Annotated in this window: 21 protein-coding genes; 10 read left to right on the forward strand and 11 right to left on the reverse strand. The window is 65.9% G+C overall.

The features are described 5' to 3' along the window. Positions 1 to 114 precede the first annotated feature (114 nt). Entirely contained in the window at positions 115 to 549 is a 435-nt protein-coding gene (locus B5X73_RS09910) for an SPFH domain-containing protein (protein WP_079521546.1), read from the forward strand. Between the two features lie 214 nt (positions 550 to 763). Here the strand turns inward: B5X73_RS09910 and B5X73_RS09915 are convergent, their stop codons facing one another. Continuing rightward, on the reverse strand, positions 764 to 2422 hold the full coding sequence (locus tag B5X73_RS09915; RefSeq protein ID WP_079521547.1) for an ATP-binding protein: 1659 nt from the start codon (positions 2420 to 2422) through the stop codon (positions 764 to 766). 131 nt (positions 2423 to 2553) lie between these two features. Here B5X73_RS09915 and rsmG point away from each other — a divergent pair, with 131 nt between their 5' ends. From rsmG to B5X73_RS09945, 6 genes are all read left to right on the forward strand, one after another. Then, positions 2554 to 3183 carry a 16S rRNA (guanine(527)-N(7))-methyltransferase RsmG gene (gene rsmG, locus B5X73_RS09920; protein ID WP_079521548.1) on the forward strand — a complete coding sequence of 210 codons (630 nt, stop codon included), beginning with the start codon at positions 2554 to 2556 and terminating at the stop codon, positions 3181 to 3183. Between the two features lie 83 nt (positions 3184 to 3266). Next, entirely contained in the window at positions 3267 to 4121 is an 855-nt protein-coding gene (locus B5X73_RS09925) for a ParA family protein (protein WP_043696923.1), read from the forward strand. 9 nt (positions 4122 to 4130) lie between these two features. Then, complete coding sequence (locus B5X73_RS09930) at positions 4131 to 5003, forward strand: ParB/RepB/Spo0J family partition protein (RefSeq protein ID WP_036108901.1); 873 nt, start codon at positions 4131 to 4133, stop codon at positions 5001 to 5003. A gap of 25 nt (positions 5004 to 5028) precedes the next feature. Further along, positions 5029 to 5562, forward strand: coding sequence for a sigma-70 family RNA polymerase sigma factor (locus tag B5X73_RS09935; protein WP_051943113.1), 534 nt, complete (start codon positions 5029 to 5031; stop codon positions 5560 to 5562). Then, the gene (locus B5X73_RS09940; protein WP_079521549.1) at positions 5559 to 6296 is read left to right on the forward strand and encodes a DUF3379 family protein; all 738 of its coding nucleotides are present in this window, start codon (positions 5559 to 5561) and stop codon (positions 6294 to 6296) included. Before B5X73_RS09935 ends, B5X73_RS09940 begins: the two co-directional genes overlap by 4 nt. An 80-nt stretch (positions 6297 to 6376) precedes the next feature. Continuing rightward, on the forward strand, positions 6377 to 7093 hold the full coding sequence (locus B5X73_RS09945) for a glycosyltransferase (RefSeq protein ID WP_036108895.1): 717 nt from the start codon (positions 6377 to 6379) through the stop codon (positions 7091 to 7093). Here the strand turns inward: B5X73_RS09945 and B5X73_RS09950 are convergent. Both B5X73_RS09950 and B5X73_RS09955 read right to left on the reverse strand, forming a co-directional pair. Beyond that, entirely contained in the window at positions 7090 to 8040 is a 951-nt protein-coding gene (locus tag B5X73_RS09950) for a patatin-like phospholipase family protein (protein WP_079521550.1), read from the reverse strand. The two genes, B5X73_RS09945 and B5X73_RS09950, sit on opposite strands and share 4 nt — an antisense overlap. A gap of 13 nt (positions 8041 to 8053) precedes the next feature. Beyond that, a complete protein-coding gene (locus tag B5X73_RS09955; protein ID WP_036108893.1) occupies positions 8054 to 9046 on the reverse strand; it encodes a helix-turn-helix transcriptional regulator in 993 nt (330 codons plus the stop codon). 196 nt (positions 9047 to 9242) lie between these two features. On the opposite strand from B5X73_RS09955, the gene B5X73_RS09960 reads away from it, so the two are divergent. Together B5X73_RS09960 and B5X73_RS09965 are read left to right on the forward strand one after the other, a co-directional pair. Next, positions 9243 to 10172, forward strand: coding sequence for a hypothetical protein (locus B5X73_RS09960; RefSeq protein ID WP_079521551.1), 930 nt, complete (start codon positions 9243 to 9245; stop codon positions 10170 to 10172). A gap of 31 nt (positions 10173 to 10203) precedes the next feature. Further along, positions 10204 to 11067 carry a DUF481 domain-containing protein gene (locus tag B5X73_RS09965; protein WP_079521552.1) on the forward strand — a complete coding sequence of 288 codons (864 nt, stop codon included), beginning with the start codon at positions 10204 to 10206 and terminating at the stop codon, positions 11065 to 11067. Between the two features lie 188 nt (positions 11068 to 11255). Here the strand turns inward: B5X73_RS09965 and hemC are convergent, their stop codons facing one another. From hemC to B5X73_RS09985, 4 genes are all read right to left on the reverse strand, one after another. Beyond that, entirely contained in the window at positions 11256 to 12176 is a 921-nt protein-coding gene (hemC, locus tag B5X73_RS09970; RefSeq protein ID WP_079521553.1) for a hydroxymethylbilane synthase, read from the reverse strand. Between the two features lie 83 nt (positions 12177 to 12259). Then, entirely contained in the window at positions 12260 to 12976 is a 717-nt protein-coding gene (locus B5X73_RS09975) for a LytR/AlgR family response regulator transcription factor (RefSeq protein ID WP_079521554.1), read from the reverse strand. Continuing rightward, positions 12954 to 14021: a sensor histidine kinase gene (locus B5X73_RS09980; protein WP_079521555.1), complete on the reverse strand. Its 1068-nt coding sequence runs from the start codon at positions 14019 to 14021 to the stop codon at positions 12954 to 12956. Before B5X73_RS09980 ends, B5X73_RS09975 begins: the two co-directional genes overlap by 23 nt. A gap of 44 nt (positions 14022 to 14065) precedes the next feature. After that, positions 14066 to 14731: an alpha/beta hydrolase gene (locus B5X73_RS09985; protein ID WP_079521556.1), complete on the reverse strand. Its 666-nt coding sequence runs from the start codon at positions 14729 to 14731 to the stop codon at positions 14066 to 14068. A gap of 189 nt (positions 14732 to 14920) precedes the next feature. On the opposite strand from B5X73_RS09985, the gene B5X73_RS09990 reads away from it, so the two are divergent. Further along, complete coding sequence (locus B5X73_RS09990; RefSeq protein WP_079521557.1) at positions 14921 to 16405, forward strand: FAD-dependent oxidoreductase; 1485 nt, start codon at positions 14921 to 14923, stop codon at positions 16403 to 16405. 52 nt (positions 16406 to 16457) lie between these two features. Here B5X73_RS09990 and B5X73_RS09995 read toward each other — a convergent pair whose 3' ends face one another. From B5X73_RS09995 to B5X73_RS10010, 4 genes are all read right to left on the reverse strand, one after another. Further along, positions 16458 to 17558: a glutathionylspermidine synthase family protein gene (locus B5X73_RS09995; protein WP_079521558.1), complete on the reverse strand. Its 1101-nt coding sequence runs from the start codon at positions 17556 to 17558 to the stop codon at positions 16458 to 16460. Further along, positions 17558 to 18037 (reverse strand): hypothetical protein, encoded by a 480-nt coding sequence (locus tag B5X73_RS10000; protein ID WP_079521559.1) that lies wholly within the window; start codon positions 18035 to 18037, stop codon positions 17558 to 17560. The genes B5X73_RS09995 and B5X73_RS10000 overlap by 1 nt, the downstream gene beginning before the upstream one ends. A 12-nt stretch (positions 18038 to 18049) precedes the next feature. Beyond that, positions 18050 to 18454, reverse strand: a complete 405-nt coding sequence (locus B5X73_RS10005; RefSeq protein ID WP_217699762.1) for a DUF350 domain-containing protein — start codon at positions 18452 to 18454, stop codon at positions 18050 to 18052. Between the two features lie 89 nt (positions 18455 to 18543). Beyond that, positions 18544 to 20646, reverse strand: a complete 2103-nt coding sequence (locus B5X73_RS10010; protein WP_079521560.1) for a prolyl oligopeptidase family serine peptidase — start codon at positions 20644 to 20646, stop codon at positions 18544 to 18546. Positions 20647 to 20724 lie beyond the last annotated feature (78 nt).

Raw genomic sequence — 20724 nt, forward strand, 5'->3', positions numbered from 1 at the left:
ACTAGCGTTAACCCCTCTCGTTAAATTAGAATTAACACCTCACCGATCATCGTCATGGCGTGTCTCGCTATGCGATGCGACAGGAATAGCCGATAACCGATTGATGTAGCAGCCATGTTGACCACCGCCCTCATCGCCACCACCGTCATCGCCTTCGCTCTTGCAGCGACGTCGGTTCGTCGCATTCCCGAGGGTCAGGTCTACAGCGTTCGCCGTCTCGGCGGCGCCACGTCGCTGCTCACCGCCGGTACGCACGTCGTGCTCCCGGTGATCGATCGCGTTGCCCATAAGATCGACCTCGGTGGCCAGGTGCTGCGTTTCGACGGCGGCACGGTGTACTGGCAGGTCCTCGAGCCGGAAGCGGCCGATGAAGTGATCGACGACGCGCCGGAAATGATCCGCAGCAACGTCGTTGCCGCACTGCGCGACTCCGCCACGGCTCACCATGCCGATCGCCGCGCCTTCGGCACCCAGCTCAAGCACGCCGTCAACGGTTCGCTGCGTGCCCGCGGCATGCTGGTGACCCGCGTCGAACTCGACGCGGCCTGATAGCTTCGAAGCACGATATCCAGAGGCGGCCAACGGCCGCCTTTACTGTTTCAGGTACCGCAAACGTAACCTCAAAGTCCTTGGGAATGTTCCGCGTAGGAAGCTTCAGCAATTCGCAACTCGCTGAAAGTGCGGCACATATGCAGTGACGCAACTGGCCAGGGGCGTGTGTGGCAACTTCAAACGACAAATTCAAATCTCGAAACTGGTGAGACTAGCCCGCCTCCCCCAGCGTATAAAAAGCCCCACGTCTCATTCCGTGCTGAATAAGTGCGTCCTCGTCTCTTAGCTTCTTCAGCAGCAGGCGAGCCTGTTCAGGCGTGATCCGGCAGAGCTCGATTACGTCCGATCGCCTGATTCGGCCGTGCTGCTTCACGAAGTTGAGCGCCATCTGTTCGTGCTGGATCGAAGAAAAACCGACTTGCCGCGTGAACTCCGCGCGCTTGCCGGTAACGTGGTACAGGCGAGCCGCGAGCATGTAACTACGAGTCCTCGGGGTTCCCCCGTGAGCCTCGACAAGACCCGCCTCAACCAGGGCTTCAAGGGTGCGTTTGGCACGAGCCGGATCTCGATGAATCCGTTTCGCGATGTCCTCTACGGAAAGCCGCTTTGCATCTTTGAGAGAAGCAAGCGCAATCAGGCTATCGATGGGAAGCGTGCGGTTAGTTCGCGCCTCTTCGTCGATGATCAACTTGAGGAACGCCATGTCGGGATCGACCGTTGACATGCGCAAGGCCACACTGCTGTCGGTCACCTCGTAGGCAGGTTCGGGTCTGCCAAAACGAAGCATACCCCTGTAAATCGTATCGACGCCTCGCCCCGATCGCTCTACCAGCCCGATTCTTTTCATGGCATCGGCAAGACAGGGGTTTCGTGGACGGGGCTCGGTGGTGAGCAGATTAGCCAGCGTGACACCATCTACGAGGCCGCCGGGATTACTGACGGCCAGCGCATCGTCTTCAAGGCGAACGTGCACCGCACCACGTCGATGGTAATCACGGTGGACCAAAGCGTTCGCTACGGCTTCGCGAAATGCATTCATGTCGACTAGCGGGACCGGCACGCGGAAGAGATCAACCTGTACTTCCCTTTCCCGGTTGTACGGCCGGAAATTGGTCTCAAGCCAGTTCAGTGCTTTGAGCAATGGAAAGCGTTGAAATTCGTTGAACTCAACGGCCTCCCGATCAAGCACCTGAAATGCAAGCTCGTGCGTCGGCACCAGGCGGCGCAGCGACTCTTCTCGGCCGATCAGGAGAATGCCGGTCAGCGTCGGCGTGCGGGTCCCCTCATGTACCCGAAAGAACCCCAGCGCTCCTTCCAGGGCCTCGTCATCGAGCTCCAAGAGCTTCTCGTCGCCACCGTACCGCCGGATGCTTTGTCTAAGTCGCTCTATTTCAAGTGGATCGAAATCGTCCAGCGTGCTGTTGGCTACCGGATGCGCGGAGACATCCATTTCGCCAAACGAGGCTGCCCTGCTTGATCGTTCGTGGGGAAGCATGGGCGCGTTCTCAGGCGTTCCGTCCGACTTAAGCCGCCTTTGCAAGTATTTTCCGCTCTTAGTACACACCTCTCCCACAGACGGTCTCACGAAGATGCGGGCAACGGTGGTGCCTGATACTTCGATGGCGCTGACCGATACCGTCACGGAAGGCGACGTCCGTGACGCCACGAGCCCCGCCATGCCATCGAGCCTCATGTGATCGGCGTGCAGCCCAGTTGGCGTGCCGTCGTCCTCTACACCAAGCCACAGTTCGCCGCCCTGCGCGTTCGCAAATCCTACGATCGCATCGATTAGCTGGTCATCACCCAGGCGCGATCGGTCGCTCTTGAATTCGACGATCAATGACTCGGCGGGTGGGATCGTATGGGTCATAGGAGTTTCAACGTCGGTCCTGGACGTAATACCGAGCATGTTCCGATCGGAACGAGAGCTTGGCAACCCGTTGAGAGATCTGTTCCGCTCCTGACGCATAATGACGTCCTCGACGATCGATACATTCCTACATGACCACCCGCGAAGCCCTGAAATTCCAGCTCGAACGCGGCATCGCCGCCCTCCGTGTCACCCTCCCGGAGGATGCGGTCTCCCGTCTGCTCGACTACCGCGAGCTGCTGGAGCGCTGGAACTCGGCCTATAACCTCACCGCGGTGCGCAACGCGGACGAGATGGTCACGCGGCACCTGCTCGACTCGCTGGCGATCATTCCCTTCGTGGAAGGCCGCACTCTTGCCGATCTGGGCACCGGCCCAGGCTTGCCCGGTATTCCGTTGGCCATCGCCGAGCCGGCGCGCGAGGTGCTGATGGTCGACTCCAACGGCAAGAAGGTCCGATTCCTGCGCGAGGCCATCCGTTCGCTGAAACTGACCAACGGCCGCGCGCTGCAGAGCCGCGTGGAAGAGGTCGAGGGCACGTTCGAGTGCATCACCGCGCGTGCCTTCGCCAGCCTGGCCGACATGCTCGGCTGGGGCGGCCACCTGCTGGCGCCGGGTGGCGTGTGGCTGGCGATGAAGGGCAAGCATCCCGCCGAGGAGCTGGACGGCGTGCCCGATGGGTTCAAGGTCGAGGCGATTCACGCGCTGACCGTGCCGGGTGTGGAAGGTGAGCGGCATCTCGTGGTGATTCGGCGGGACTGAACCACCTGCAGGCTGTCTAGGGCGAAACCACCCGTCGATGCTACGCTAACGCCCTTTCCGCGCACGGCAGCGAACCACAGCCCATGGCCCGCATCATCGCAGTCGCTAACCAGAAGGGCGGCGTTGGCAAGACCACCACCTCCGTCAACCTTGCCGCGGCCCTGGCCGCCGCGAAGCGTAAGGTGCTGCTCGTCGACCTGGATCCGCAGGGCAACGCGACCATGGCCTCGGGCGTGGACAAGTACGAAACCAAGCCCAATGGCTGCGAAGTGCTGCTCGATGAGGTCGGTATCGCCGACGTTCTCGTCCGTACCGAAGCCGCCTTCGATCTTCTTCCGGGCAATGGCGACCTCACCGCCGCCGAGCTGAAGCTGATGGACGGTCTGGCGCGCGAGCACCGCCTGAAAGAACAGCTGGGCAAGGTGTCGGATAACTACGACACCATCATCATCGACTGTCCGCCGTCCCTGCACCTGCTGACGTTGAACGCGCTGACCGCCGCCGACGGCGTGCTGATTCCCGTGCAGTGCGAGTACTTCGCGCTCGAGGGACTCTCGAGCCTGCTCGACACCATCTCGGCCGTGCGCCAGCGCTTGAATCCGCAGCTCGAGGTCGAAGGCCTGCTGCGGACCATGTACGACGTGCGCAACAACCTCGGTAACGAGGTGTCGGCCCAGCTGACCCAGCATTTCGGCGACCAGGTACTGCGCTCGATCATCCCGCGCAACGTGCGTCTTGCCGAGGCGCCCAGCCACGGCCAGCCCATTCATCTGTACGACCGCGGTTCGCGCGGCGCCATCGCTTACATCGGTCTTGCCGGCGAGATCATCCGCCGCGAGCGCGCCCGCCACGCGGCGGCCGGCGGCGACGTCGCCGCGGAGCCCGCTGTCGACGAAGCGGCGACCGGCGCCTCCGACGCCGCCCCGACGACTTCCTGAGGAACCCCCATGGCAGCACCTAAGAAACGTGGTCTCGGCCGTGGCCTGGATGCCCTGCTTGGCGGCGGCACCGGTCCGGAGGCGCCTCCCTCGGTGATCGAGCAGGAAGGCGAGCTGCGTACGCTGCCCATCCATCAGATCCAGGCGGGCAAGTACCAGCCGCGCCGGCACTGGAACGACGAAGCCCTCGACGAACTGGCCGCCTCGATCAAGGCCCAGGGCCTGATCCAGCCAGTGGTCGTCCGCGCCATCGGCAAGAACAGCTACGAGCTGATCGCCGGTGAGCGCCGCTGGCGCGCTGCCCAGCGTGCCTCGATGAGCGAGATCCCGGCGCTCGTGAAGGACGTGCCCGAGCAGTCCGTGCTGGCCATGGCGCTGATCGAGAACATCCAGCGCCAGGAGCTGACACCGCTCGAGGAAGCCCAGGCACTTCAGCGCCTCATCGACGAGTTCGACCTGACCCACCAGCAGGCGGCCGATGCCGTGGGCCGGTCGCGCGCGGCGGTCTCCAACCTCCTGCGCCTGATCGACCTGCCCGAGTCGATCAAGCAGCTGCTCGACCAGAGCAAGCTCGAGATGGGCCACGCCCGCGCCCTGCTGACCCTGCCCGCCAGCATTGCCGAGCCGCTCGCGCTCGAGGCGGCACGCCACGGCTGGACCGTGCGCGAACTGGAAGAAGCGGCCCGCAAGGCCCAGCTGGCGCCGAAGGGCAAGGCCAAAACCAACGCGGTCGACCCGAACATCGCCAACCTCGAGCGCGAGCTGGCCGAGCGCTTCGCCACCCGTGTCGAGCTGGCGCACGGTCGCGGCGGCAAGGGCAAGCTCGTCATTCATTACCACAGCCTCGACGAGCTGGACGGCATCCTGACGAAGGTCCGCTGAGCGGCCGGCCTGAAAGGAAATCCGTATGCCTCCGGTCCATAAGGACGTGAACCCGAAGCAGCGCCAGTACGAAGCCATGGTGCGCGCCCTGTCGGCCGACCTTTACCGGTTCGCCTTCTGGCTGTCGCGCTCCGAAACCGTCGCCCAGGACCTGGTCCAGGAGACCTTCCTGCGCGCGTGGAAGAACCTCGACGCTCTGCGTGACGCGGAATCGGCCAAGCCGTGGCTGATTACCATCCTTCGCCGGGAGCATGCCCGACTCTACGAGCGCAAACGTTTCGACACGGTGGAGCTGGACGACAGCGTCCCCGAGGATGCTGCCTTTGCCAGCCCCGAACGGAGTGGCGACGCCGCCCAGGTGCGCGACGCGATGCTGAAACTGCCTGAAAAATATCGGGAGCCGCTGGCCATGCAGGTATTGGGCGGGATGAGCTGCGACGAGATCGCCGAAGCCACCCAGCAACAGCCGGGTGCGGTCATGACCCAGTTGTTTCGTGCCCGTCAGCGCCTCAAGGCGATGCTTGGCGGACGTGCCGCGGCCGAAGGGGGACGGACGTGAACTGCCTCGACTTCCGCCGCCGGATCACCGCCGAACCGCGTTCCCGCGATGCCGACCTGTTGGCGCATCGTGACAGCTGCGACGAGGGTTGCGCCCCGTTCTGGCAGCGTGCGCAGCGTTTCGAGGACGACTTCGAAGCGGCGTTGGCGGGTATCCCCGTGCCCGACGGGCTGGCCGATCGCATTCTGCTCGCCCATGCGACCCACGAGCGTCGCGGACAGGTGCGCCGACGCCGGTCGTGGATGGCCATGGCGGCATCCGTCCTGATCGCCTTCGGCGGTGTCGGCCTGGTGTGGCGTCACATGGATGGCACCTCACTGCCCGCGCTCGCCGTGGCGCACATGCCCTGGGAAATGGACTCCCTGAACATGACTCGCCCTATGACCGACGCCCAGGTCGAAGCCGGATTTATCGGCCGTTCCGCTCATCTGAAGGGGCCCGCGCCCGCTGGCGTCACCTATGTGCACGACTGCACCGTGGGGCCGTATCCCGCGGTGCATCTGGTGACGCGGATGAACGACGAGCCCGTGGTCGCCCTCTACATGCCGGGCAAGATGAGCGATGCCGACAGCGACTTCCACCGCGACGGCTGGGATGGCCGGCAGATCGCCCTGAGCGGCGGCACCCTGGTGGTGATGGCGCAAGGCGCGAGCCGCAACACCATGGACGCCGTGGCCCGCGGCTGGCGCGAGGCCATCGAGGGGCCGGTCGCTCCCAGCGTCGGCCAGATCTGAACGAACGGTCGCTTTCGCGGCCCCATGGGCCGCCGCTTGGGCGATAATGCCGCCCCGAATCCTCCAGCCCCGGAAAAGCGATGACCGACCTCGCCGTGGTCGTGCCCGTCTTCAACGAGCGCGACAACATCCCGCCCCTCCTCGCCGAGATCGCGTCGGCACTGCGTGGCCGGATCGACTTCGAGATCATCTATGTCGACGACGACAGCACCGATGACAGCGTCGCCGTGCTGACCGCCGCCCGCGCTCAGTACCCGGAGCTGCGGATCATTCGCCACGTTACCCGAAGCGGCCAGAGCACGGCCGTCTGGAACGGTGTGCGCAACGCGCGCGCGCCGTGGATCGCCACGCTCGACGGCGACGGCCAGAACGATCCGGCCGATATTCCGAAGCTGCTCGAGGCGCGGGCGGGCGCGGCACCGGATCTGAAGCTGTTTGCCGGATGGCGCGTGACCCGTCGCGACAGCTTCAACAAGCGGATCTCGTCCAGGGTCGCCAACGCGGTGCGCTCGCGCATGCTCAAGGACAGCACCCCGGATACCGGCTGCGGCCTCAAGCTGTTCGAGCGGGAGACCTTCATGCGGCTGCCCTATTTCGACCATATGCACCGGTATCTGCCGGCGCTGGTGAAACGTGCGGGGTTTGCCAGCCAGAGCGTGCCGGTCGGTCATCGTCCGCGTACGGCGGGCACCTCCAAGTACGGCATGCTGGACCGCCTTTGGGTCGGCCTTGCCGACCTGCGTGGCGTGGCGTGGCTCATGCGCCGCGCCAAGGTCACGCGTACCGAAGAACTCTAGCCGAGGTGCAGGTGCCGCGGCTGCCAGCTGTCGAGCATCTGCTCGGTACGCACGCGGCCGAGTTCGATCAGTTCGCGCGCCCGGTAAAACTCGTACACCGTGGACACGTTACGCGGGATCTCGATCAGCAGGTCGGGCGGGTAGGCCGCCAGACGCAACCGTGACAGATTGGCCTGCATCAGGTCCATCGACTGGGTCATCAGATCGAACGCGCCGGGGTCCTTGAGCTTCGGCTTGCCGTCGCCGGCGGGCAACACCCTGCCGAAGAGCCGACCCAGCTTCGCCGTATAGCCATGATCGGGCACGGCGGTGACGTTTTTCTCGGGCGGTTTCTGCATTTCAGCCGCGCCATCGACACTTACCGCGAACACGTAATCGGCTTCCTCGCGCATCAACGGCAGGACGGGTAACGGGTTGAGCAAGGCGCCATCGACCAGACGGCGACCTTCATGCGTATAGGGCCGGAACAGCGTCGGAATGGCGATCGATGCACGTATGGCGTCGAACAGCGGACCGCGGGTCAGCCAGACTTCGCGTTCCCGGTCGATGTCGGTCGCCACCGCCGTATAGGCGATCGGAAACTCCTCGATATTGACCTCACCGATCAGCTCGCGCAGGGCGGCCATGATCCGGTCGCCCTTGATGAAGCCACCGCCGGAGAAGCTCCAGTCGACCAGACGCAGCACGTCGAAGCGGGCCAGCGTGGAGACCCAGTCGCGATAGATGTCGAGCTTGCCCATGCCGTAGATGCCGCCGATCAGCGCCCCCATCGACGTGCCGGCAATGGCGACGATCTCGAAGCCGCGCTGTTCGAGGACCTCGATGGCACCGATGTGGGCCAGACCCTTGGCCGCGCCCGCCCCGAGGGCAAGCGCGACGCGGGGTTTACGGGGTTCGGTGCTGAGAGCGGGCAGGGCGCCGGTTTCGGCGATATCGAAGTCACTCATGTAACGGCGGCGCTCAGTGGGAGTGATTCGAACCGTTCTGGTAACCGGACAAGGCCAGTTGCAGCAGGATCTTCATTTCTTCGCGCAACGGCAGCGGTGCGACGATCTCGGCGTCGGGACCGTACTTCAGCACGTCCATCAGCAATTCGCGGGAGTTGGAGTACGGCACCTTGAGCTCGTAACGGCCGTCGCCCAGCCATTCGCCCTTCTGCTGCGAGTGCCAGTGCTCGTCGGCCACCCAGCGTGCGGCATGCGACGAGAAGCGGATGGTCGCCCAGGCCTTCGGCTTGCCGGCGAAGATGCCGTAGCTGGACGCGAGCAGGTCGTTGAGCTCGGCGTCCTCGACATCCCTGGCTTTCGCGTCGAGCGCCTGCGGGTCGGCAATGCGGTCGACAGCGAAGCTGCGCAGCGCTTCGCGGTCGTGGTCCCAGACATCGAGGTACCAGTTGTCGCGATAGTGGGTCAGGCGCTGCGGCGAGACCGTACGCTTCGTGTCGGAATTGGTGGTGCGCGCGCGGTAGCGGAAGCTGACCTGACGTCGCTCCAGCGTGGCACCCGCGACGATGCGGAAGACCTGCTGGTCCATCTTGCGCGCGCCCCAGGAAATCACCCGGATGCGATCGACCGGCAGCGCCTTGCCGCTGCCGTGATCGGACAGCAGACGTTCGATGCGCGCCTTGAACGGCGCCAGCGCGCCGGCGAGCACGCCTGGGTCGGAGCGGCCGATCAGTTCGTTCAGCGCCATGAGGGCGGCCAGCTCGTCGCTGGTCAGCCACAAGCCGGGCAATTCAAACGAATCGCCCTCGCCCGCCTCGTAGCGGAACGACGCCTGCTCGCCTGCGACGCTCTGCACGGGCGCGCCGAGCGCATCGCGCAGGAAAGCCACATCGCGGTAGAGCGTGGCGCGTGAACACTCCAGCTCGTCCATCAACCGGGACAGGGGTACCGGGTAATGGGCGGACTTCAGGAGTCGGTGCAGGGTGAGAATGCGCTCGTAGCGGTCCATGTGTGTCGCCGGCAGGATGGAGCTTCGGAAAGTGTGTCCGCGCGGGCGTGACGCCCGTATCTACGCAGGCCAAGCATGGCGTCGCCGGGGGCCGTCCGCAAGGGAGTCTCGCGGGCGCCGCGACAGGCCCGTTTGCGCCGGGCGCCATAAGGCGCAAAAATGCTGCTTTGCGATTCGCCGAAGGCCCTCCCCGACCATGGCGGAACCCAACGACGCCCCTTCCGTCGCGCTGGATCCCCTGGACCGGCCTGGCGAAGTCACGCCCGTCCAGAGCTTGTTCTCGACGCCCGGTGTCGTCGTCCAGACCGCGATGGCGGCCGGCTATGGCCTGTGGATGGTGCTGGGCACGGCCCTGGCGCTCGGCCTGTATCCGGACGGTCGGGGCGAGGTGCTGGTGCCGCTCTCGATCGGCCTGGTCCTGGTAAGCCTCGGCCTCGTGGCCACGTGCCTGCGTCTGCCCTTCGCGCCGGCGTGGCATGGCTGGGACCCGGTGAAGCGCATGATGCCCACGGCCGAGGGCATGGTGGCCATGGCCAACTACCTGCCGATGCTGGCGCTTGCCGGGCTGGCGCGGGGTGGCAACGACTTTTGGGCGACGCGGCTGGCAGGCGCCGCGCTGATGCTCTGCAGCCTCGCCACGCTGGTCTATACGGCGCGAGGTGCCTCACGCCATCTGCCGGTGTCCGTGGCATCGGTTGCCAACGCTCTGCCCCTGGGCCGCACCGTTTCGGCGCTGTTCGCCGGCGGCCTGTGGTTCTGGCTCTGCGTCGCGCTGCAGAGCGAGGTCCCGATCAATCCGCTCAATCCCTGGCGACTCGCGCTGCTCGCGGTGGCGCTGGCACTGGGCGTCGTCGAGGGCATGCGCTGGCGCGCCCTGCGCCAGCTTGCCGAAGAGAGCGGTGCCACGGAGTACTTCACGAGGGGGCGGACGGCGGTCTCGTTGCTGGCCTGGCGCTTCACCGTCGCGGTGCTCTCGGTCGGTTTGCCCTGTGTTTTGCTCGTTTCGCACCCCGCGGGACCGCTGCTGCCGGTGGCCGCCGGTCTGGCCGCGTTAAGCTGCATTATCGGTCAATGTCTCGAGCAGCGGCTTTATGGCCGGGCTTACGCACAGTGGGTTCACGGCTGACGCCACCTTCCATTCCATCTACGGGTAGACGATGAAAAAACTCCTTCTCGCCACGCTCGTCCTTGCCGCGCTGCCGTTCACCGCGTCGGCCCAGGACGCGACCGCCAATCCGGCTGCCACCCCCGACCAGAACGCCGACGCCGCGAAAAACGGCGGGTGGACCGGCAACGGCGAATTCGGCTTCGCGTCCTCGCGGGGCAACTCCCGCTCGGAAAATGCCAACGCCAAGATCGGATTCAACCAGGAAAACGAGCTGTGGAAGAACAACTTCTACCTCAACGGCCTGCGCTCCAAGGGCGAAGTGGATGACGGGAACGGCAACAACCAGTTCAGCACCACGGCGAACCGTTACGACACCGGTGCGTCGGTGGGCTACAAGTTCGACCCGCGCAGCTACGTCGTCACGGCGGCGCGTTACGAGCACGACGACTTCGGCGCCAATCTCTGGCAGGGCATCGTGTCGGTCGGCTACGGTTATATCGCTCTGAAGAACGAGAAAGCCGAGCTGTCCTTCGAAATCGGTCCCGGTTTCAAGCGCTACCAGCCGGCGAAGTCGACCCGCGATCTGGTCAACGCCGACGGCACGCCGGTACTGAATGCCGATGGCACCGCGGCGACCGAGGAATACAAGCCCGACGCCGAAAGCGAAGTGGTCGGCCGTGGCCTGATCAACGCGAAGTACCGCCTCACCGACAACACGGCGCTGGAAGACACGCTGCTGGTGGAAGCGGGCTCGAAGAACCAGTACTACCAGAACGACATCGGCCTCTCGGTCAGCATGACGAAGAAGCTGGCGCTGAAGATCGGCTACCAGATCCGCTACAACAGCGACACGCAGCCGGGTACCGTCAGCACGGATAAGCTGACGACGACTAACCTGGTTTACAACTTCTAAGCGAAGCGCGCCTTTTTGTAGGAGCGCGCCCTGCGCGCGAAAAGCCAACGGAGCGGTGAAGCGGTAGCCTTGCCGCATCTTCGCTTCGTTGGCTTTTCGCGCGCAAGGCGCGCTCCTACAACAGCAGCGGCCAGCGTCAGCGGCGGCCAGCGTCAGCGGCAGCCAGCATCAGCCAGCGTCAGCCGCCGCTAGCGCTGCGGTTTCAGAAACTCGTCCGCACCCAGGCCGATCAGCATCGCCGCCACTTCGTGGCCCAGCGTGACCGGGTCGTCCGAGGCGTTGTCGGCTTGCGCATGCAGCAACTCGCCCGTGAGCGCATTGCCGACCATGCCGTGCAACGTCAGGCCGTGTTCCGCGACCACGCACCATGCGCCGATGGCCACGGCGCAGCTGCCACCCAGCTGCTCGTTCATGGCGCGCTCCGCGTTGACGGCCAGCAGCGTGTCTTCATCCGTCAGTACGGCCAGCAGTTCGTTGACGCGTGTGTCGCTGGCGAGGGATTCCACCGCGATGGCACCCTGCCCCGGTGCGGGCAGCCAGTCCGGGCTGGCCAGGCGTGCGGTGATGCGATGGCCGAGGCCGAGACGTTCGACCCCTGCGCAGGCGAGGATGATGGCGTCGTAATGCCCCTCGTCCAGCTTGGCCAGTCGGGTATTCACGTTACCGCGCAGGTCGAGCAGCTGGAGGTCGCCGCGGACGGCGCGCAGCTGTGCCTGACGCCGCAGTGACGAAGTGCCGACCCGGGCGCCGTTCGGCAGGTCGGACAACGTGGCGTAGTCGTTGCTGATGAAAGCGTCGGCGGCATCGGCACGCGGCAGGATCGCCGACAGCGTGAAGCCGGGTTCGAGCTCGGCCGGCACGTCCTTCAGCGAATGCACGGCGATGTCGGCGCGACCGTCCTGCATCGCGACTTCGAGCTCCTTGAGAAACAGGCCCTTGCCGCCGATGGTCGCCAGCGAACGGTCGAGGATCTCGTCACCCCGCGTGGAAAGCGGAACCAGTTCCACCACCAGGCCGGGATGCGCCTGGCGCAGAAGGCTGGCCACGTGTTCAGCCTGCCAGAGGGCCAACGCGCTCTTGCGCGTGGCGATGCGAAGCGGTGCGGTCATGGGATCCTGGCGCTGGCTCGGTCGAAAGCGTGATTGTCCCGCAATCCAACCCGGCGTGCAGCGCGGCGACGTGTCACGCGGCCTCAGCCGGCCTCCGCGCGAAGCAGCTGGCGCACCGCGGGAAGGTTGCGCCGGCTGACTTCGGGTGTGACCTCGGTACCGGCCAGGCGCGCCATCACGCGACCGTCCGTCAGTGTCTTCAGACCTATCAGGCGCGTCCGCGGCACCAGGCAGTTGCGGTGCAGGCGGACCAGGCGCTCGCCATGCGCGATCTCGAGCTGGCGCAGCGACTCGTCGATCAGCCACATCCCGCCGCCATGATGCACGGCGACGTACTTCTCGTCGGCGAGGAGATAGAGCACGTCGTCGAGTGCCACACGGACCTCGTCGTTCCCGCTGCGCGCGCGGAGCCACGCGTTACGCGACGGCTGAGGGGCACGTACCGTGCGCATCGCGGCACGGTCCAGCGCCTCGGCCAGACGCTCAGCACGTATGGGCTTGAGCACGTAGTCGGTCGCACCGAGGTCGAAAGCGCTCAGCGCGTGTTGCTCGTAGGCCGTGCAGAAAATGACCTGCGGACGCTCGACGAGCGTGGCCAGTTGCACGGCGACAGCGGTACCCGACAAGCCAGGCATTTCCACATCGAGCAGCACGAGGTCCGGTCGTAACGACGCGCAGGCGGCGATCACCGCATCGCCGTCGGCGGCCTCGCCGACGATTTCCACGTCGTCGCGTGGCGCCAGCAACGCCTTCAGGCGTGCGCGCGCCAGCGGCTCGTCATCGGCGATCAGGACGCGCATGCGCGGACTCCGGCAGAAAAACGGTGACGATGAAATGGCCCTCGCGCTGTTCCGCACGCACGCTGGCGCGCTGGCCGAAATGATAGGCGACGCGCTCGCGCACGTTGCGCAGGCCATGCCCCGTACCGGGCGTCGGCAGAGCATCGGAAAGCGAGTTCTCGATCACGATCTCCACGCCACCGGGGACACGTCGTCCGGCAAGACGAATGCTTCCACCGGTGCGGCTGGGCTGCACGCCATGACGAACCGCGTTCTCGACCAGCGGCTGCAGCAGCAGGTGAGGCAACGGCAGATCGGCGGGTACGTCGATGTCGCGCTCGACGCGCAGCCGGTCGCCCAGGCGCAGGGACTCGATCTCGAGATAACGGTCGACCAGCGTCCACTCGTCGCCCAGCGTGCCTACCGCATGATGATCGCTGCCCAGCGCCGCGCGGAACAACTCGCCCAGGTTCTCGACGGTGCGTTCGGCCGCGTCGGGATCGACGCGGATCAGCGCGGCCACCGCATTCATGCTGTTGAAGAGGAAATGCGGGCGGATGCGTGCCTGCAGCGCCGCGACCTGTGCCTGTGCGGCAGCGGCGACCCGGGCCTGCCATTGCGCGACGACGTAGAAGTAGCGGAGCAAGCCGGCACCGAGCAACCCCGTGGCGATGCTGGCGTCGCGCACGAAGCCGGTGCGGGACGCCGGCGTCATGCCTGTCCTGATGCTGTGGTCGACCCAGCCAAGCAGAGCGGCGCTCGCCGCCACCAGCATGACGAGTACGAGCCACACCGCGGCATACGGCAGCATCCCGGGAAGACGCTGCATCCACGGCCGCAGCTTGCACAGCGCCACCGTCAGCAGGACCGACAGCCAGCTGGTGAAAAGCACCGCCGTGCCGTAGTCGCGCCAGTCGGCGTGGCTGCCGGGTGCCAGGCACATGAGGGTGACCGTGAGCGACCCGACCACCAGCAACGCGAACAGCAGCGGCAGGCTGCAGAAGTCGGGCAGAGGCGCCGACGGAGGGCGCAAGCCCTGGGTCGAGTCGGTAGGGGCGGCGGACATGCGGCGAGTATGCCGGATGCCCGCACGCGCCGACGCGCGCGGGATCACGCGTTGGCGAAGAGCCCGGAGAACCAGGCGCGGATGTCGACGAGCTCCGGCAGGCTCACCTGATGAGCCATCGGATAGCTGTGCCAGTCCACGCGATGGCCGAGCAGCTCGAGCACCTGCCGCGAGTGCTCGCCGAGCGCCATCGGCACGACCGGGTCGGCGCTGCCGTGGCCCCAGAAGATCGGCGTGGCGTGGTTGGCGCCGCTGCGCTCGGCTTCGATGGTGTCGTGCAGGGGCAGGTAGGCCGAAAGAATCAGCAGGCCGGCGAGACCTTCGCGATGACGCAGGCCTGCCGACAACGCCATCGCGCCGCCCTGCGAAAAGCCGGCCAGCACGATCCGCGATGCGGGCACGCCACGCTCGACCTCACGGGCGATCAGCGCCTCGACCTCGTCGATAGAAGCGCGGATGCCTTCGGCGTCCTGCTTGTCCGCGATGGACAAGCCTTTGATGTCGTACCAGGCGCGCATGGGCACGCCGTTGTTCACCGTCACCGGCCTGACCGGCGCATGCGGAAACACGAAGCGGATCGCCGGCCACGATGGATCGGCCAGCTCAGGCACGATCGGCGCGAAGTCATTGCCGTCCGCGCCGAGCCCATGCAGCCAGATCACCGACCAGGCGGGCGATGGACGGGTTTCCTGTTCGACGGTAGGCAGCATGAGGTGTTCCGGTATTCGAAGACTCCGAATCCTACCAGCCCCGATATTCCCCAGGAGATTGATCGGCGTCGACGCCAGATACGCGCGGACGCCTGGATCTGACGAGATATGTGTATCTTGCACTTTCTTTGGTGCAAGCTTAGCCTCGCGTCCGATATGTGCATATTGCACACGATTCGGAGGTTCCTCATGCGTGATTCCGTTGAAATTCTGATCTGCGGTGCCGGAGCGGCCGGGCTGACCCTGGCCATCGATCTGGCCCGTCGTGGCATCGCTTTTCGTCTGATCGAAAAGCTCCCCTCGCCCTTCCAGGGATCCCGTGGCAAGGGTATTCAGCCGCGCAGCCTGGAGGTCTTCGAAGACTTAGGCCTCCTGGACCGGGCCATGGCGACGGGCGGCGTCTATCCTCCGGTGCGTAAGTACGCCGCCGACGGCTCCTTCGTCGACGAGGAAATGGTCGGGGCCGATCACCCCCCGACGCCAGCGGAGCCGTATCGGCTGCCGCTGATGGTTCCGCAGTTCCTCACCGAGACGCTGATGCGCGAGCGTCTTCTCGAGCTCGGATCGGCGGTCGAATTCGGTGTGGAGCTGACCGGCTTCGCGACGACTGACACGGGCGTTGAAGCCACCGTGCGGAGCGAACGGGGCGACGAGGTCATCCGCGCCCGCTATCTGATCGGATGCGACGGCGGACGAAGCTTCGTCCGCGGTGCGTTGGGCATCGACTTTCCCGGTAAGACACTGGGCGTGAGAGCGATCGTGGCCGACGTGATTCTGGAAGGTCTGTCGCGCGACGTCTGGCATCGGTTCGACGGCGGTGATGGTAAGCAACTCAGCATCTGTCCGCTTGCGGGCAGCGAACTGTTCCAGATTCAGGGCCCCATTCCGCTCGAAGGCGACATCGATCTTTCCGCCGAAGGGCTGACTCGCCGTGTCGTCGAGGCGACGGGTCGTGAGGACATCGTGCTGCGTTCGGTGTCCTGGGCCTCGGCATACACCATGAACGCGCGGCTGGCGGATCGCTATCGCGACGGCCGCGTATTTCTCGCAGGCGATGCGGCGCATATCCACCCGCCGACCGGCGGACAGGGCCTCAATACCAGTCTCCAGGATGCCTACAACCTCGGCTGGAAACTGTCGGCCGTGCTTCGCGGTGCACCCGGGTCGCTGCTCGATACCTACGAGGCCGAGCGTCGCCCGATCGCCGCCGGGATGCTGGGCCTTTCCACGCGTCTGCTCGAGGGATTTAAAAAAGGCGATAACCGCCGGGGCCGCGAGGTACAGCAGCTGGATCTGGATTACGCCGAATCGCCGCTGTCCTTCGTGTCAGACGCCGCCAGTCATCTTGCACCGGGGAATCGCGCACCTGACGCAAACGTGCGCGGCGCGGGTGGCGGCGCCACCCGGCTCTTTCATCTTTTCAGGGGAACGCACTGGACGTTGCTGGTGAGCGGGTCGGCGTCGTTCGCTCCACGCGCCGGTATGCACATCCACCGGATCGGACCCGGACTGGAGTTCGATGACCATCTCGGTCAGTTCGCCGCCTTTTACGGTGTGCCGGATCGTGCGGCCATGCTGATCCGGCCGGACGGTTATGTGGCGGGCGTCCTTGCTGCCGCGCAGGCCGAGGCATTGCAGGCGTATCTCGACCGGGTGTTGCCCGCCGGTACGTGACACCTGCGCGGGCTGGCTCCCATCAGAGCGTCGCCCCTTCGAGTAACCGCCCTCAACGAAACAGATGCGGCACGAAGCAGCTGGTGTTGCGCGTGATCCGGTCGTCATCCTCGCGGATGCCGATGCCGGCCGGCTCATCGCCGATCACCCAGGAACCGACCAACGCGTGCCGACCCTGGAATACCGGCAGCGGTGCGAGCGCCTGATACACGGTAAGCGGCGTCTGCGCACCGCGCTCATGGGTATCGAGCACCGCGATGCCCTCACCTTCGCGACCCCAGTAAGGCTTGGCCACCGCCGCGCCGACGATGTCTTCGCGCCGCCTGCTCGCTGCGAGAAGATTCGGATGCTCCGGAAAGAACTCCCACAGCAGCGGCAGGATCGCCTTGTTCGACAGCAGCATCTTCCATGGTGGCTCGAGCCAGCGCGTGCCGCTTGCGGGAATGTGTTGCGCGAACGCTTCGCTCATCAGCCATTCCCACGGGTACAGCTTGAACAACCGGTCGATGGGACGGTCGGCCAGGTCGATGAATGCCTTGCCCGACCAGCCGATGTCCTCGATATCCAGCGCCTGCACGTCGTGCCCGGCCTGCCGGCAGGTGTCCACGAGGTAGTCGCTCGTGGTCGCGTCTTCAGGGTTGTCGTAACACGCCGCAAAGTGCACACGCGGTCCACCTCCGACGGTGCGCCAGCGATCGATCAGCTTCTCGTGGATCGAATTGAACTGATCCGCGTCGGAGGCGACTTCTTCCAGCCAGTACCACTGCACGACCGAGGCTTCGAACAGCGACGTCGGTGTATCCGCGTTGTATTCGAGCAGCTTCGGCGCGGAACTGCCGTCGTACGACAGGTCCATGCGCCCGTAGAGCGCAGGGTCGCGATCGAACCAGCTGCGCTCGATCAGGCGCGCGGCGCGGTCATCGAGACCGAGCTCGGCGTAGCGGCCGTCGCGCACGATCCGGTCGACGGCTTCGAGGCATAGGGCATGCAGTTCGGCCGTCGCGCTCTCGAGCACGTCGACCTGCGCTTCGTCGAAGACGTAGCAGGCATCCTCGCGCCAGTACGTTTTGCCGTCGATGGTGTGAAAACCAAAGCCGATGGCTTCGACGTGCGTCTGCCAGTCCTTGCGAGGGACGATGGTCTCGCGGCGCATCAGCCGCCCCGCGCCGAGACGCGTCCGCTCGAGCCGAAGCCTCCGCGGCTGCCGAAATCGAAGCCGGTCGGGCCGTGGCCGGCGAAGCCGCCGCCACCCGCAACGGTGCGCCCCGGACCCGGGTCACCCTTGAACGCGTTGCCGCGCCAGTCGCTGCGATACCAGGGGCCGTAGTAGTGATAGCCGGCCGAATGGCCACCGCCGCTTCCCGACACGGGCTGGTCCTGAGTGCACTGCCCGGTGGCGTAGTCGTGCTCGCAGTCCTCGAGCGAGGCGTAGCTGTTGCGTTGGACATCCTTGCCGCCGAAGGCGGCATAGCCGGCCACCGTCGCACCCAAGAGGCCCAGCGCGATCGCAACCGACCGGCGCCGGGTCAACGGCTCCTCCGTGAGGCGTGTCGGAGCGTTATAACCGCGCGGCAGATCGATGGACCAGGAGGCCGGTTTGACAGGACGATCGGACTCAGGACGTTCGGACATGATGAGCCGTCCTCAGTACGTCATCGCCGCGGCGTTGAGCGTGCCGACACAGGCCGCCACGATCGCCACGAACAGTGCCACGGAGCGGACGTCCGCTTCGATCCGGCCACGCAGATCGCGCACGACGAGGCGCAGGACGAGGTGGGTCAACAACTGGACGACCCAGGCGACCAGACCCCAGAGGGCGAGATCCACAAGGCTCACGCTGTGCGCCATCGCACTCGCCAGTGGCTGTACGAAGCCGATGGCCGCACCGCCGAGGCTGATCGCCGCCGAGAGATTGCCCTCGCGGATCAGCGCCATCTCCCGCTGCGGCGTGATCCAGATGTAGGTCACCACGAAGGCGACGAAATAAAACACGCCCAGGGCCAGATAGGCCACGAAAGCGGGCAGGGTGAACAGGTCCGACACGATCACGCAGGCATCCTTGTTTGAGGCGGCCTCCCCTGGCCGCCTCGCAAGGATAGGCTGGCTACCCGGTGGGAGCCAGCCCCGTTGGAGAACGCTTACTCGCCGAGCCCCAGTTCCGTCGCAAAGAAGGTCAACTGTAACGCCGCATTACCCACCCGCTGGCTGAAAGGCGCACCGATACCATGCCCCGCGTTCATCCGCGTGAGCAACAGTACCGGCTGACCGGAAGTCGAGGCATCCTGCAACGCGGCGGCGAACTTGCGCGACTGCCACGGCGCGACGCGTGGATCGTTGGCGCCCGTGGTGAGCAGCACCGCCGGATACTTCGTCCCCGCCCTGACGTTGTGCAGCGGCGAATACGCCAGCATCGCCTTCGCGATCACCGGATCCGTCGTGCTGCCGTACTCGCTCACGTTGTACGGGCCATTCGCAAAAGCCGTCTCGTGACGCGGCACGTCATAGATGCCGACGGCGCCGACCACGGCGCGGTACTGCTCCGGATGCTGCGTCAGCGCGGCGCCCATCAACAGGCCGCCGTTGCTGCCGCCGAGGATGCCCAGGTGGCCGCGGTCGGTCCATTTCGTATCGATCAGCGCCTGAGAAGCGGCGTAGAAGTCGTCGAACACGTTCTGCTTACGCTGCTTCTGGCCCTGCTCGTGCCACGCTTCACCGAATTCGTTGCCGCCGCGAATGTTGGCGTAAGCGAGCACGCCGCCACGCTCCAGCCAGGCCAGGTTCGCGCCGACGAAGCCCGGCGTGACCGGAAGACCGAAACCGCCATAGCTGTAGAGGATGGTCGGCCGCTTGCCGTTCGGGGTGATCCCATCCATCGAAATCACGGTGACGGGAATCTTCGTGCCGTCCTTCGATACGCCGTCGATGCGCGACACCTTCACCTTCGAGTAGTCCGCGGCGGGCTTTACCTCGAACACGGTTTTCAACGTGCCGCTGGCGCCGTCGTACTCCGCCCAGCGGGTCGGGGTGGTCCAGCCGCCGTAGCTCAGCAAGGCTTTGTTCTGTCCGGCTTCTGAAGCGACGCCGCCGATCGTGATGCCGGTCGCCGGCAACGGCACGCGGCGGATCAGGGTGGCCTTCGCGTCGTACTGATCGGCCCACCAGTCGGGGCCGGCGCTGCGCACGACGAGAAACCCGTCGCCCATGGCGGAGACACGCTGAATCGCACCGTCACCCTGGGCGAGCACATCGCTGCGCTTGCCATCGGCGCCGACGGCGACGAGTCTGCCACGCGGCGCATCGTCGAAAGCGACGACGATCAGGCGGTCGCCGACCCACGCGGCGGAGCGCACGTCCGCATCGCGGCCCAGCACGCGCTTGAACTCAGCCTTGCCCTGCCGCAGGTACACCTCCGCCGGACCGCCGTCGCCTTCATTGGCGAGCAGCGCGGTGGACGCACCTCCCTTTCCCTCGAGCAGGATGTACTCGGCGACATGCGAGTAGCCCTTGCCGAAAACGGTGCGGTCCTTCGTGGCGGCCTCGCCGATCGTGTGATGCGCGAGCACCGCGTCGAACTCGCGCAGCGCCTGGCCCGCGGCGGGCGTCTCGAAACGCGCGTAGGTCACGCCCTTCTCATCGGCATCCCAGGCGAGCGCCTGCGGTGTGGTGCCGCCGCCGGCCAGGGGCAGCAGGTCGGGCAACGCCTTACCGGTCGTGGTGTCCAGGATGTGGATGGTGGTCAGTTCGCTGCCGCCTTCCGCCGTGCCATAGGCCAGGTACCTGCCGCTGGGCGACGGCCAGTATTCGGTAATCGCGGTACCGCCGTCACCCTGGTTCGGGTCGACCAGCGTGCGCGTCGGACCATCGGGCCACGCCTTCGCCACCAGCAGCGGTTGTGCCTGCGGCGGGGTGTTTTCGAAGTAGAACAGGGTGCCGCCGGCGAGCGTCGGCGAACTGCGCGTGGTCGACGTGATCGCCAGTTCGCGCACGCGGGCGCTCAGCGCCTTGCCCAGCGGCATCGCTCCGATGGTGGCTTCGGTGTAGGCGTTCTGGGCATCGATCCACTGTTTGACGTCGGCGGCCTCGGGGTTCTCGAGCCAGCGGTACGGGTCGTTGACCGGCTGGCCGGCCAAGGTTTCGGAGACCATGCGCTTCGGCGTCGCGGGGGCCTGGCTCGTGGCGGCATGGGCACCGCAGGCGACGAACAGGCTCACGGCGAGCAGGCGGGGGACAAAGGCGCGCATGGGATCGACTCCAGGGTGGGAAGGCGTCGAGCGTAGCAAACCGGCCCGGGGGACTCGCCGTGCCGAAAGGGGTGGCTG

It is taken from the genome of Luteibacter sp. 22Crub2.1, from assembly GCF_900167995.1.
Lineage (GTDB): Bacteria > Pseudomonadota > Gammaproteobacteria > Xanthomonadales > Rhodanobacteraceae > Luteibacter > Luteibacter mycovicinus.

Coding starts and splice junctions, on each gene's coding strand:
- B5X73_RS09910 (WP_079521546.1), top strand. CDS start 115: ATGTTGACCACCGCCCTCATCGCCACCACCGTCATCGCCTTCGCTCTT.
- B5X73_RS09915 (WP_079521547.1), bottom strand. CDS start 2,422: ATGACCCATACGATCCCACCCGCCGAGTCATTGATCGTCGAATTCAAG.
- rsmG (WP_079521548.1), top strand. CDS start 2,554: ATGACCACCCGCGAAGCCCTGAAATTCCAGCTCGAACGCGGCATCGCC.
- B5X73_RS09925 (WP_043696923.1), top strand. CDS start 3,267: ATGGCCCGCATCATCGCAGTCGCTAACCAGAAGGGCGGCGTTGGCAAG.
- B5X73_RS09930 (WP_036108901.1), top strand. CDS start 4,131: ATGGCAGCACCTAAGAAACGTGGTCTCGGCCGTGGCCTGGATGCCCTG.
- B5X73_RS09935 (WP_051943113.1), top strand. CDS start 5,029: ATGCCTCCGGTCCATAAGGACGTGAACCCGAAGCAGCGCCAGTACGAA.
- B5X73_RS09945 (WP_036108895.1), top strand. CDS start 6,377: ATGACCGACCTCGCCGTGGTCGTGCCCGTCTTCAACGAGCGCGACAAC.
- B5X73_RS09950 (WP_079521550.1), bottom strand. CDS start 8,040: ATGAGTGACTTCGATATCGCCGAAACCGGCGCCCTGCCCGCTCTCAGC.
- B5X73_RS09955 (WP_036108893.1), bottom strand. CDS start 9,046: ATGGACCGCTACGAGCGCATTCTCACCCTGCACCGACTCCTGAAGTCC.
- B5X73_RS09960 (WP_079521551.1), top strand. CDS start 9,243: ATGGCGGAACCCAACGACGCCCCTTCCGTCGCGCTGGATCCCCTGGAC.
- B5X73_RS09965 (WP_079521552.1), top strand. CDS start 10,204: ATGAAAAAACTCCTTCTCGCCACGCTCGTCCTTGCCGCGCTGCCGTTC.
- hemC (WP_079521553.1), bottom strand. CDS start 12,176: ATGACCGCACCGCTTCGCATCGCCACGCGCAAGAGCGCGTTGGCCCTC.
- B5X73_RS09975 (WP_079521554.1), bottom strand. CDS start 12,976: ATGCGCGTCCTGATCGCCGATGACGAGCCGCTGGCGCGCGCACGCCTG.
- B5X73_RS09980 (WP_079521555.1), bottom strand. CDS start 14,021: ATGTCCGCCGCCCCTACCGACTCGACCCAGGGCTTGCGCCCTCCGTCG.
- B5X73_RS09985 (WP_079521556.1), bottom strand. CDS start 14,731: ATGCTGCCTACCGTCGAACAGGAAACCCGTCCATCGCCCGCCTGGTCG.
- B5X73_RS09990 (WP_079521557.1), top strand. CDS start 14,921: ATGCGTGATTCCGTTGAAATTCTGATCTGCGGTGCCGGAGCGGCCGGG.
- B5X73_RS09995 (WP_079521558.1), bottom strand. CDS start 17,558: ATGCGCCGCGAGACCATCGTCCCTCGCAAGGACTGGCAGACGCACGTC.
- B5X73_RS10000 (WP_079521559.1), bottom strand. CDS start 18,037: ATGTCCGAACGTCCTGAGTCCGATCGTCCTGTCAAACCGGCCTCCTGG.
- B5X73_RS10010 (WP_079521560.1), bottom strand. CDS start 20,646: ATGCGCGCCTTTGTCCCCCGCCTGCTCGCCGTGAGCCTGTTCGTCGCC.